The sequence below is a fragment of the Stenotrophomonas sp. YJH_SMC_43 genome, assembly GCF_059372535.1.
Genome location: NZ_JCAFVQ010000002.1, coordinates 419,484 through 432,149, shown reverse-complemented (window position 1 = coordinate 432,149; position 12,666 = coordinate 419,484). Strand labels below are relative to the sequence as shown.

Genomic DNA, 12,666 nt, shown 5'->3' with positions numbered 1-12,666 from the left:
GTGAAGGCAGGTCCGGGTGCGCTGCAGTGGGGGCTGCTCCGCGCCCTGCTATGCCTTGCACTGGATGTTGCCGCACTACCGATGGCCGATGCCGGCGAGCCCGCCGGCACGCTGGAGATCGACGTGGGTGCGGGCCCACTGGTGCCGGCACTGCAGCAATGGGCCCGGCAGAGTGGCACCGCCCTGCTGTTCGACGCACGTGAACTGGATGATCTGCGCACCACTGGCACACGTGGCCAACGCGATACGGGGGCCTCCCTGAAGCTGCTGGTCGCCGGCCTGCCGGTGAACATCCTGCGCACGTCCTCGGGTGCCTTTGTCGTGCGACGTGTCCATCCCGAGCCACCTGCCACGCCACCGAAAGCGGTCGCAGCCCCGCGCCTGCCGCACCCGGCTCCCAGGTCCGCCGACACGCCACACCAGGTGGAACTGGCACCCATCCACGTCACCGGCAGCCGGCTGCCGCGCTCTTCGGTGCAGACCACACTGCCGGTCACCACCATCGATCGCGACGACATCCTGCGCAGTGGCTACGGCAATCTGTTCGACCTGCTGCGGCACCTGCCCGGCATGAACGGCCATCCCGCCATGAGTACCTCGCGCGGCGGCGATTCGCAGTACCTGCCGGTGGGTGCAGCGGCCACCACCAGCCTGGACGGCATGGGCCCGCGGGCGACGCTGTTCCTGGTCAACGGCCGGCGCCTGCCGCGTTATCCCATGGTGTCGCTGGAACAGGGCGGGCTCACCGACCTCGGCGGCATTCCGCTGAGCTTCGTCGACCGCATCGAACTGGTACGCGGCGGTGCCTCGGCCATCTATGGGGCCGATGCCATGTCCGGCGTGGTCAACATCATCCTGCGCGACCAGGCCGATGGGCCCGAAGCCATGCTGCAGACCGGACTCAGCAGCCGCGGCGATGCGGGCCAGTACCGCCTGCAGGCCGCCACGGGCGGCGCGCGTGGCAATGGGGACCGCTGGTTTGCCGGCCTGGATCTGCACCGTGTCGAGCATGTCGCCGGTGACCAGCGTGACTGGCATGCGGAAACCTCGCTGTATCCGATCGGCGCGATCTTCGGCAACTGGTACGTGCCCGCCCGACGCTGCGAGCCGCCCCTGAAGCGGCGCGAGGATGGCTGCTGGTTTGACAGCGCGCGCCCGCGTTCGCTGCAGCCCGCCTCGGATACCGCGTCGGCCTACCTGCACTACCGGCATGAACGTGGCGAGGGACGCTATGCCTTTGTCGAGGCACGGGCCAGTCACAACCGTCAGCGCTTCGACCTGGGCCCGACTGCCGTTGCCGTAGTCTCGCGCGGAATCACCTTCAACAGTGTGCTGCGCGAGGCCGGCAACGTGCGCCCCAGCGTCCGCGCCACCGATGCGGACGTCACCGTCGGCATCGGCCGTGACCACGGCCGGCGCAGCTGGGAGGTGGGCATCAGCGCGCAGCGCAGCGAAGTCACCTTGTCCACTGCCGGCACCGTGCGCACGACGCGCCTGCTTGAAGCAACGCAGGCGCGCAGGTTCACCCCCGGTTTCGACGCGCCGCCGGCGGCCGAGGCGGACACGCTGTTTCCGTCCATCCGCAACCGCGGCAGCACCGCACAATGGCAGGGCTGGTGGGGTGTGCAGCGTGAACTGATGGCAATGCCCGGGGGCAATGCGCAGCTGGCCACCGGCATCGACCTGCGCCATGAACGCTGGGTCTCGCGTCCGGATGTGCTGCTGAGCCAGGGCGACCTTGCGCTGGGCCTGCCGCAGCAGCAACGCCGCCTGTCGCGACAAAGCAGTGGCGTCTATACCGAGCTGGGCCTGCCGCTGGCACCCACGCTGCGCGCGGACCTGGCTGCACGCTGGGACCGCGACGGCGGCTTCATGGCGTTCTCGCCTCGTGCCGGGCTGCGCTGGAGCCCGACGCCGCACTGGTCGTTCCTGCTGGCCAGCGGGCGCGGTTACCGTGCACCGAGCCTGTTCGAGCAACGGCGGCCTCCCGGCTACTTCGGCTCGATCACGCTTCCGGTGTCCAATGCCCTTCCGGAATGTGCAATCGCCACCCGCGGTGGCGGCTGCAGCGTCACGGCCAACGTCGTAGAGAACGATGCACTGAAGGCCGAGCGATCGCGCAGCCATTCGCTGGCAGCCACGTGGACACCCAACGACACGTTCTCGCTGTCGCTGACCCACAACATCGTGGAACTGCGCAACGAGATCCTCGCCCTGCAGCCCAGCGATGCGGTGTGGAATCGTAGTACCTGGGAACTGGATGAAGACGGCCACCTGAGCAGCCTGCGCCTGTCGTTCGACAACATCGGCCGCACCACCTCCCGCAACTGGGTGCTGCGTGGCGAGTACCGCATCGACAGCGGCAGCAACGGCCAGTGGTTGTTGTCGCTCGATGCGCTGAAACAGCAGGAGCTGCGCCGCCGCCGTGACCACGAGGCCGCCGTGGACCTGCGCGGCCACGTGACACCCGAGCTGGCTGCGGTGTTGAACGTGCAATGGCAGAACAGCAACTGGGACATCGCCCTGCGCGGCAACCAGGTCGGGCGCACCCGTGCCTGGCTGCCCGGGGCCGAGTGCCCGCAGGATCAGGTCGATCGGAACCAGTGCATGAATCCACGCCAGCTGCGCTGGAACCTGCACCTCGCACGTCGGCTGGGGCCGCGCCTCGTTGCAGCGCTGGATGTGCACAACGTACTCGATGCGCAACCGGTGAACTATCTGGTCGGCAATGGCGGACAGATGCCGGGCCTGGACGATCCGCTCGGCCGCTACTACCTGCTTACCCTGCAGTTCCGCTGAAGCGTAGTAATCTACGCGCCCTGTTCCACCGCGGTCCCCTTCCCCCATGAAAGCCTATCTCTGGTTCTGGGGCGCGTTCCTGCTGTTCTTCGCGTTGCCTTTTCCCTGCATTCTCTATTTCGGCACTTCGTGGCCGGTGGCGTTGGTCGACCGCAGCGCGCCGTGGCCGGCACTGTTGCTGCTCGCACTGTCGCTGGCCTTGTGGCTGACGCTGCTGTTCGCCTTCCTGCACTACCTGTTGCTGGGGCCACCGCGCGCACTGCACCGGGTGCAGTCGATCCTGGCCGACGGTGAACCGCGCAGTGCGCTGATCGAACAGGCCGAACAGACTGGCGTGCAGGTGCGCGGCTTCGCGCAGTGGAAACTGCAGTTGTCCTTCAAGAACCTGTCAGGTACGCCGATCCGCGAACAGATGCTGGTGGTCGACAGCAAACCCCAGCTGCATCGCTTCGAGGTGGGCAGGCACATCGATGCGCGCCTGGGCCGGACGCCCGGGGCATTCCCCAACATCGTGCTGGACGGTGCGCAGCCCGAACTGAATGTCGCCAGCCTGTGGCGGCGTGGCATCGGTGCAGCACTCGGCATCGCAGCCGTTGCCGCTGCCTATGTGTTGGCCTACCGGCTGCAGAACGAGGGGCTGGGCTGGACCTTCCTGTCGTTCGGTCACCCGCTGCTGGTATGCCCGCTGGTGCTGTGTGGCTATGCGCTGGGGCTGCGCCTGCTCGGCCGCCTGCTGCACGCCGATGCCCGCGGTGATGCGCTGAAGTATCGCGGCATCGGCGTGGAGGCCCGGGTATTGAAGGTCCGTCAGACCGGCACCTACCTCAACGAACAACCACAGGTGGAGTTCCAGCTGGAATACATCGACCGCGAAGGCAGCGTGCAGCAGGCCCGCGTGCGCCGCTTCATCCCGCTGATTGAACTGGCCAACATCCCGCGCGAGCACGTGACGCTGCTGTACGACCCGGATGACCGCAGCAACGTGCGGCTGGAGGGAATATGAAACAGCCTCCCTCCACCCGCACGGTGTTCCTGGTACTGCTGCTGGTTCTGGCGGGCGCGGCCATTGCCGGCGGCGCAGTGCAGACCATCAGCGAAACGCTGGGGCATTCGGTACAGCCGGACCGGCTGCCCCCCTCCGTCCCGTCTCAGTCACAGCGCGAACAACCCGTATCGCTTGTGCCGTCCCCGGCGCCCTTCCCCGCGGCGAGTACCGCTGCGGCGCCCGAGCGCAACAATCGCCTGTTCGATGCGGACTACCTGCTGGCTGCCCGTCAGGCACTGGAGCAGCTGCCGGCACTGGCCGGCCAGCGGCTGACGGTCTTCCACAGCATCCACTTCTACGACGATGGCCGCATCAACCTGGATCTGGTCGATCCGCAACAGCCTGGCCACGTCGACAGCTATCACTTTGAACGTGGCCAGTGGCGCAAGGGCAATCCGGTGAACCCGCAGCAATTCGCGCCGACCATCAGCCTGCAGCGCAGCAGCACATCCCTGGCCAGCATCGATTTCGAGGCCGTGCCGCGCGTGGCGCAGGCATTGCAGGAACAACGCAATGCCCTGCAGAACCCCGCATCCGAAGTCGGCCACGTGTATGTGATCGTGCGCAAGGGCGGCAAGCTGGTGTGGCTGCCGGACGAAGTGGCCGGTGACCGCGAATCCGTGCGCCTGCAGTTCGATGCGCAGGGCACTCTGCGCGGCGTGCACCGCCGATAGGCCACACAAAAAGGGGACGGAGGGGATTAAGTCGTATTTGCCTTGGTGCGGTTTGCGACTTAATCCCCTCCGTCCCCTTTTTCTATTTCACCGAGCGGGCGATGGCGTACTGCGCGCCGTAGTAGGTGGACAACACCAGCAGGCTGGCCAACGGCAGGCCACCGGCGAAGCGGTCCCAGGCCAGCAGGGAATCGCTGGCCACGAACAGCAATGCACCTGCCGCGGCCCAGCGGGCGCTTCGGGCGTCCACGGCACCGGGCTGCGGGCTGCGCCACTGCCGTGCCAGGGCCAGCACCGCCATCGACGCCAGCACCACCACGTAGGCCAGCACCGGCACACGCATCGGCACCGGCAGGTGCGGCCACAGGCCCATCACGTTGAGCACGGCAAATGCACCCAGCAGCACAGCGGCGCCGAGCAGCCCACGCCCGGCACGCAGGCCATCGCGGAAGGCGACGATGTAGCAGACATGCGCCAGCAGGAACGCGACCAGTCCCGGCACGAACGCATCCATCGGCAGCATCAGCGCGATGTCGCCCACGCACGAAAGCAGCATGCCGGCCAGCACCGCACGGCGGTAGAACGGCTGCGCCGGATCATGCACACGCCAGGCGATGGCCGCGATCAGCAGCGTGGTCGCGGGCTTGGCCAGCCAGTGCAGCCATCGCCCATCGCCGTGCAGGAACGCGCCGACGATGGCGAGGATCGCCATCAACAGGACCACGCCATCGCGGGCGCGCGACTTCATCGCGCCTTCCACAGATCTGCAAGGCGGTCGGGCTTGCCGGTGATGCGCTCCAGCACCGGGTACTGCAGGCCACCGTGGTAAGCGATGCTCATGGTTTCAATGCGGTCGAACTGCTTCACCAGCAACATGATCGGCGCCTTGTCCTTCGCTGCCGCAGCCACCGCGTCCTTCAAGCGCTGGCTGCTGTACTCGCGCCCGCCCACCGCGATCACCTTCATGCCAGGTGCAAGACCGGCGTTGAAGGCCGGGCTGTCCCAGATCACATCACCGACCGTGCCGTTGTCGAGCACGGTCGCACCCAGCGAGTACGCCAGCAGCGCCGCCTTCGCACGCTTCTCCTGCGCCTTGTAGGCATCGTTCGGGGTATCGCGGTAGACCAGCTTCCAACCCGCCAGCTCCAGGCCGCCAGTCAACGAACCGTGGCCGTCCAGGCGCCCGCGCAGGAACGTGGCCCAGTCGTACGGCGCGATGCCGTTCAAGGTCGCGACCACGTCATTGAAGGTGTACGGATTGACGTCCCAGTCGCCATTGCCGACGCCGAAAAAGGCGCGCGCGAAGTCGTCCAGGCTGCGGCGGTTGCCGCTCAGTTCGCGCAGCTTGCCCTCCACTTCCAGCCACAGCATCTGGCCGCCGGAGTAGTAGTCCTCGCTCATCTGGTAGTTGCGATACGGCAGCGTGCGACGCTGGGCGATGGTCGGGTCATTGGTGGTGTCCTGCAGCGGACGCCAGGCCAGGCCCGGGCGGCCACGGTCATAGGTCGCGGCCACATTGGCCAGCATGTCGCGCGCCTGCGCAGCCGACCACAACCCCGAGCGTGCTGCCAGCACCTGCCCCCAGAACTGGGTCTGCCCTTCGTACACCCACAGCAGGCTGTCGCCCATGGGCACGTTGAAGTTGGCGGTGGCCAGGTCGGCGCCGCGACGGTACTTGCCGTTCCAGGAATGGGTGTACTCGTGCGGCAGCAGGTCACGCATCCACGCGTTGCTGTCCCACTCGGTGAAGTAGCCCGGATCGGCACTGTTCTCGCTGGAACGGTGGTGCTCCAGGCCGATGCCACCGAGGCGGTCGGTCAATGCCAGCAGGAACTCATAGTGGTTGTAGTGGCGCGCACCGTAGAGCTTGTCGGCCTGCTGCACCAGCGCGCGGTGCATCGTGATCTGCGCCTCGCTCGGCTTCAGCGACTTGGCGTCGTCGGCAAACACATTGAGGTGCACCGGCACCTTCGCACCCGGGTCGAGATCGATGCGCTGGTAGTGCTCACCGGCGAACAACGGCGAATCGACCAGGTGGTCGTAGGAGATCGGCTTGAACACCACGGTGTCGCCGTCGCGGCGCGCGGTTTCCAGCGCAGTGGCGAACGACCAGCCCTTGGGCAGGGTCACGCTGGCCTGCGCCTGCAGCTGCCGTGCATCGATGCCGGCCGGATACAGCGAATTGGCATTCCACTGCAGGTTGAGCATCTCCGGGGTCATCACTACCCGCCCCTGGCTGCCACCCTGCGAAGACAGGAAATCGAAGTGGGCGACGATCTCGCTGACGCCCTCCGGTACGTTCACCTTGAAGGCATAGACGTTGTACTGGTCGCGCTGCCAGGCCAGCGGCCTGCCGTTGGCGGTCACGCGCAGGCCGGCCAGCTTGTCGATCGGGCCGGTGGGCGAATGGTTGCCGGGAATCCACTGCGGGTACAGCAGGGTCATCGGGCCGGGCTTGGCCGGTACGGTGGCGGTCACCTTGAAGATGCGACGGGCCAGATCGCGCGCGTCGACCTCGATGCGCAGCAGGCCGGCAGCCGCCGCGTTCGCCGGTGGCGAGGTCTGCGCCAGTGCAGGCGTGGCCGCCAGCGCGAACAGCAACGACATCGCCAAGGCTCGGGTCTTCATCGGGCAACTTCCAACAACGGAGAATCTTCCGATGCTAGGCCTGTAAGGTGCCCCGCCCCATGGCCAAAGGTCATGGGCAGGCCGCCCATCCTTGCATGCGAAAAAGCGTGCGAACCCAGGTTCGCACCCGCCAGAGCAGTTTCAGTAGATCCACGCCATGCGTGGATGAGGCGCTTCCGCGGTCAGTCGACCAACCGCAACCGCAGTTCCTTCGGCAGCGCGAACACCATCGATTCCGGTTCGCCGTCCAGTTCGCCCACGCCGCTGGCGCCCAGCTCGGCCAGGCGCGCGAGCACGCCGTCGACCAGCACCTGCGGCGCCGAGGCACCTGCGGTCACGCCGATGTGCTGCTTGCCTGCCACCCACGCCGGATCGATCTCGTGCGCGCCGTCGATCAGGTACGACTCCACGCCCTCACGGCGGGCCAGCTCGCTCAGACGGTTGGAGTTGGAGCTGTTCGGCGAACCGACCACCAGCACCAGGTCGCAGCGCTTGGCCAGGTCGCGCACGGCGTCCTGGCGGTTCTGCGTGGCGTAGCAGATGTCGTCGTTCTTCGGGCCCTGCATGGCCGGGAAACGCTCGCGCAGGGCATCGATGATGCCGCGCGTATCATCCACCGACAGCGTGGTCTGGGTGGTGTAGGCGAAGTTTTCCGGCTGGTTGATGTGCAGCGTGGCAACCTGCTCCACGTCCTCCACCAGGTAGATCTGGCCGGTGCCGGCTTCGCGGTTCCACTGGCCCATGGTGCCTTCCACTTCCGGGTGACCGGCGTGGCCGATCAGCACCACGTCACGGCCGGCACGGCAGTGGCGGGCGACCTCGAAGTGCACCTTGGTCACCAGCGGGCAGGTGGCGTCGAACACCTTCAGGCCACGACGATCGGCTTCCTGGCGCACGGCCTGGGACACGCCATGGGCGCTGAAAATGACTGTGTTGTTGTCCGGCACTTCATCGAGTTCTTCGACGAAGATCGCGCCGCGCTGCTTCAGGTCGTCGACCACGAAGCGGTTGTGCACCACTTCATGGCGGACGTAGATGGGCGCGCCCAGCGTTTCGATCGCGCGCTTGACGATCTCGATCGCACGATCGACACCGGCACAGAAACCACGCGGGTTGGCGAGCAGCACATCCATCAGTTCAATCTCCCGGCAGCGGCCGGCTTACGGTTTCGGATTGGCATTATCCGCCTTTTTGGCGGACTTGCCGTCGAACAGGCCAAACAGGGCGATGCCGATGGCACCCGCCACGATGGCCGAATCGGCGATGTTGAACGAGGGCCAGGTGTAGCTGCCCACGTACCACTGGATGAAATCAACCACGTGACCGTGCACCTGGCGGTCGATCACGTTGCCGATGGCGCCGCCGATGATCAGTGCATACGGCACCGCGGCCTTCCAGTTGCCACGGGCGGTGCCGCGCAGCCACCAGGCCATCAGGCCGCTGATGGCGATCGCCAGCACGGTGAAGAAGTGCTTCTGCCAGCCACCGGCGTCGCTCAGGAAACTGAACGCTGCACCGGTGTTGTAGGTGCGGTACCAGTTCCAGAAGCCATCGATGACCACCACCGGCTGGAACTCCGGCAGGCTCGACAGCACCCAGGCCTTGGACCACTGGTCCAGGCCGATGATGGCGGCCGACAGCAGCAGCCAGACCAGGGCGTTCGGGTGCGGACGGGGCGCGGCCATCAGAACCAGCTCCGCACTTCGCCGGCGCCGGTGATGTTGCTCACGCAGCGGCCGCACAGTTCGGGGTGGTCGGCGTTGCTGCCGACATCGGCGCGGTGGTGCCAGCAGCGCACGCACTTGGCCTTGGTGGTCGGCTGGGCGCTGACGAACACCTCGTCGGTGGTCGCCGGGCGCACCTGCACGTCGCCGCTGATGAACAGGAAGCGCAGTTCATCGGCCAGCGGCTGCCAGCGCGCGGCCTGCTCTTCGCTGGCGGCGATGGTGATCTCCGCTTCCAGCGCGGCACCGATGGCGCCGTTGGCACGCATCGGCTCGAGCACCTTGGCCACCTGCTCGCGCACGGCCAGCAACTGGTCGAAATCGGCGGCGTTGAGCTGGGCATCGGCCGGCAGCGGCGCCAGGCCGTCGTACCAGGTGGTGAACAGCACGTGCCCGGCGCGTTCGCCCGGCAGGTAGCCCCACAGCTCGTCGGCGGTGAAGGTCAGGATCGGCGCGACCCAGCGGGTGAATGCTTCGGCGATGTGGTACATCGCGCTCTGTGCCGAACGGCGACCGTGCGAATCGGTCGGCATCGTGTACAGGCGGTCCTTGGTCACGTCCAGGTACAGCGAGCCCAGGTCCACGCTGCAGAAGTTCAGCAGCAGCTGCACGATCTCGGCCATGTTGTAGCCGTCGTAGGCTGCCTTGATCTTCTCCTGCAGCTCCCACGCGCGATGCACGATCCAGCGGTCCAGCGCGACCATCTGGTCCAGCGGCTGCAGGTGCTGGGCCGGATCGAAACCGTCCAGGTTGCCCAGCAGGAAGCGTGCGGTGTTGCGCAGGCGGCGGTAGGCGTCGGCATTGCGCTTGAGGATCTCCTGCGACAGCGACATCTCGTTGCTGTAGTCGGCCGAGGCGATCCACAGGCGCAGGATGTCCGCGCCCAGCTTGTTCATGATGTCCTGCGGCTCGATGCCGTTGCCCAGCGACTTGGACATCTTGCGGCCGTGCTCGTCCACGGTGAAGCCGTGGGTCAGGCACTGCTTGTACGGGGCGCGCTTGTCGATCGCCACGCCGGTCAGCAGCGAGGACTGGAACCAGCCGCGGTGCTGGTCGGAACCTTCCAGGTACAGGTCGGCCGGCTTGCCGAAGCCACGCGCGGCAAGCACGCCTTCATGGGTCACGCCCGAGTCGAACCAGACGTCGAGGATGTCGGTGACCTTCTCGTAGTCGGCCGCTTCGGCACCCAGCAGTTCGGCGGCATCCAGCGAATACCACACGTCGATGCCCTCGGCTTCGACGCGGTCGGCGACCTGCTGCATCAGCTCCACCGAACGCGGGTGGATCTCGCCGGTCTGGCGGTGGGTGAACAGGGCGATCGGCACGCCCCAGGTGCGCTGGCGCGAGATGGTCCAGTCCGGACGGCCGTCGACCATGCTCTGGATGCGCGCCTTGCCCCAGGTCGGGAACCAGCCGACGGTGTCGATGGCGGCCAGCGCATCGTTGCGCAGGTTGGCCTTGTCCATCGAGATGAACCACTGCGGGGTGGCGCGGAACACCACCGGCGTCTTGTGGCGCCAGCAGTGCGGGTAGCTGTGGCGGATCGGATGGAAGGCCAGCAGCGAACCGTTGTCGCGCAGCACGCCGACGATGGCCTCCTGCGCCTTCCACAGGTGCTGGCCAGCCAGCACCACGTCACCGGCCGGCGGGGTCGATTCCAGGTACACGCCACGGCCGTCGATCGGGGTCACCTGGCCGGCGTTGTACTTGTCCAGCAGGCCGTACTTCTGGCTGACCACGAAGTCTTCCTGGCCGTGGCCGGGAGCGGTGTGCACCGCACCGGTACCGTCCTCGTCGGACACATGGTCGCCGTTGAGCACCAGGATCTCGCGCTCCGGGTAGAACGGGTGCGCCAGCAGCTGGTTTTCCAGCGCCGCACCGGTGGTTTCACCGTGCAGCACCACTTCGTCCACGCCATAGCGCTGCAGTGCGCGCTCGGCCAGCGCGGCGGCCAGCACCAGCCAACGGCGCTTGCCGTTGTGCGCCGGGCCTTCGGCCAGGACGTAGTTGATTTCCGCGCCCAGCGACACCGCCAGCGAGGCCGGCAGCGTCCACGGCGTGGTGGTCCAGATCGGCACGGCCACTTCGACGTCGGCCGGCACGCTCACGCCGAACGCCTGGCCGATGGCCTGCGCATCACGCGCGGCGTAGGCCACGTCGATCGCCGGCGACTCCTTTTCCTGGTATTCGATCTCGGCCTCGGCCAGCGCCGAGCCACAGTCGAAGCACCAGTACACCGGCTTGGCGCCACGCACCAGATGGCCGTTGGCCACGACCTTGGCCAGCGCACGGATCTCGTTGGCCTCGAAATCGAAGCTCAGGGTCTTGTACGGGTTGTCCCAGTCACCGGTCACGCCCAGGCGCTTGAAGTCCACGCGCTGGATGTTGATCTGCTCTTCGGCGAACTCACGGCACTTCTGGCGGAATTCAACCGCGTCGAGCTTGGTGCCGACCTTGCCCCACTTCTTTTCAACCGCGATCTCGATCGGCAGGCCATGGCAGTCCCAGCCCGGCACGTAGGGCGCATCGAAGCCGGCCAGGTAGCGCGACTTGACGATGATGTCCTTCAGGATCTTGTTGACCGCGTGGCCCAGGTGGATGCGGCCGTTGGCGTATGGCGGGCCATCGTGCAGCACGAACAGCGGGCGGCCGGCGGCGTTGTCGCGCAGCTGCTGGTAGAGCCCCTGCGCTTCCCACTGCGCCAGAATGCCCGGCTCGCGCTTGGGCAGGTCGCCGCGCATCGGGAATTCGGTGGCTGGCAGGTTCAGGGTGGTCTTGTAGTCCTGGCTCACGCAGTGGCTCGCAATCTATGTTCGGAAAGGATGGCGCGCGCCTGTTCGGCGTCGCGGTGCATCTGGTCGGTCAGCGCCGCCAGATCATTGAATTTCTCTTCGTCGCGCAGCTTGGCGACGAATTCCACTTCGATGTGGCGCCCGTACAGGTCGCCCTGGAAATCGAACAGGTGGGCTTCCAGCAGCGGCTCCACGCCCTCCACCGTCGGCCGCGTGCCGAAGCTGGACACCGACGGCCACGGCTGGTCGAACACGCCGTGCACCCAGGTCGCGTAGATGCCCGACAGCGCCGGGGTCTTCGGGAACCGCAGGTTGGCGGTGGGGAAGCCCAGCGTACGGCCGAGCTGGCGCCCGCGCACCACCCGCCCGCTGATCGCGTACGGACGGCCGAGCAGGTCGCCGGCACGGGCGAAGTCGCCCTCCTGCAGCAGCTGGCGGATGCGGGTACTGGAAATGCGCTCGCCATGCAGGTCGACCGCTTCGATCTCGCCGGCGCTGAAGCCCAGTTCGGCACCCATCTCCTGCAGCAGGGCCAGGTCGCCGCGACGGCGGTTGCCGAAGCAGAACTCCGGCCCGATCCAGACCTCACGCGCACTCAGGCGATTGACCAGCAGCTGGTGCACGAAGGTCTCGGCCGGCATCGCCGCCATTGCCGCGTCGAAACGCAGCAGGCCGATCGCATCGACACCGAGCTCGCGCAGGATCTCGACCTTGCTGCGGGCCAGGGTCAGCCGCGGCGGCGGCGTGCCCTGGGCGAAGAATTCACGCGGCAGCGGCTCGAACGCCACGGCCACCGCGGCCACGCCCAAGGCGCGCGCGCGGGCAACCGCGTGGCGGACCAGCGCACGATGACCCAGGTGGAGGCCGTCGAATGCACCGATACAGACCACGCTTCCGTTCGGGAACAGCTCCCCGCCCTCGACGCTTCTGAACAGCCTGCTCATCAACTCTCGTTCCGGCCCGACCGGGGCCGCCGCTTCAATGGTGTAACCCTGAAGTATAGC

General features: G+C 67.1%; 9 protein-coding genes. 3 read left to right on the top strand and 6 right to left on the bottom strand.

Annotated features, from left to right (window positions below; genetic code table 11):
- The 3 genes from AC5QAH_RS08310 to AC5QAH_RS08300 are packed head-to-tail and all read left to right on the top strand — an operon-like array spanning window position 1 to window position 4,518.
- Complete coding sequence (locus AC5QAH_RS08310) at window positions 1-2,799, top strand: TonB-dependent receptor plug domain-containing protein (protein WP_495232256.1); 2,799 nt, start codon at window positions 1-3, stop codon at window positions 2,797-2,799.
- A 46-nt stretch (window positions 2,800-2,845) separates the two neighbouring features.
- Window positions 2,846-3,802 carry a hypothetical protein gene (locus AC5QAH_RS08305; protein WP_010483300.1) on the top strand — a complete coding sequence of 319 codons (957 nt, stop codon included), beginning with the start codon at window positions 2,846-2,848 and terminating at the stop codon, window positions 3,800-3,802.
- Window positions 3,799-4,518 carry a hypothetical protein gene (locus tag AC5QAH_RS08300; RefSeq protein ID WP_049455613.1) on the top strand — a complete coding sequence of 240 codons (720 nt, stop codon included), beginning with the start codon at window positions 3,799-3,801 and terminating at the stop codon, window positions 4,516-4,518. Before AC5QAH_RS08305 ends, AC5QAH_RS08300 begins: the two co-directional genes overlap by 4 nt.
- 82 nt (window positions 4,519-4,600) lie before the next feature.
- Here the strand turns inward: AC5QAH_RS08300 and AC5QAH_RS08295 are convergent, their stop codons facing one another.
- The 6 genes from AC5QAH_RS08295 to AC5QAH_RS08270 form a co-directional block, all read right to left on the bottom strand.
- Window positions 4,601-5,266 carry a lysoplasmalogenase gene (locus AC5QAH_RS08295; protein WP_313312153.1) on the bottom strand — a complete coding sequence of 222 codons (666 nt, stop codon included), beginning with the start codon at window positions 5,264-5,266 and terminating at the stop codon, window positions 4,601-4,603.
- The gene (locus AC5QAH_RS08290; protein WP_143994794.1) at window positions 5,263-7,146 is read right to left on the bottom strand and encodes a M61 family metallopeptidase; all 1,884 of its coding nucleotides are present in this window, start codon (window positions 7,144-7,146) and stop codon (window positions 5,263-5,265) included. The genes AC5QAH_RS08295 and AC5QAH_RS08290 overlap by 4 nt, the downstream gene beginning before the upstream one ends.
- A gap of 182 nt (window positions 7,147-7,328) precedes the next feature.
- Entirely contained in the window at window positions 7,329-8,279 is a 951-nt protein-coding gene (gene ispH, locus AC5QAH_RS08285) for a 4-hydroxy-3-methylbut-2-enyl diphosphate reductase (protein ID WP_010483308.1), read from the bottom strand.
- Window positions 8,280-8,306: 27 nt separating this feature from the next.
- Window positions 8,307-8,831, bottom strand: a complete 525-nt coding sequence (gene lspA / locus AC5QAH_RS08280) for a signal peptidase II (RefSeq protein WP_188488382.1) — start codon at window positions 8,829-8,831, stop codon at window positions 8,307-8,309.
- Window positions 8,831-11,662 carry an isoleucine--tRNA ligase gene (gene ileS, locus AC5QAH_RS08275; protein WP_495232255.1) on the bottom strand — a complete coding sequence of 944 codons (2,832 nt, stop codon included), beginning with the start codon at window positions 11,660-11,662 and terminating at the stop codon, window positions 8,831-8,833. Before ileS ends, lspA begins: the two co-directional genes overlap by 1 nt.
- Entirely contained in the window at window positions 11,659-12,606 is a 948-nt protein-coding gene (locus AC5QAH_RS08270) for a bifunctional riboflavin kinase/FAD synthetase (protein WP_495232254.1), read from the bottom strand. The genes ileS and AC5QAH_RS08270 overlap by 4 nt, the downstream gene beginning before the upstream one ends.
- Between the last annotated feature and the right edge of the window lie 60 nt (window positions 12,607-12,666).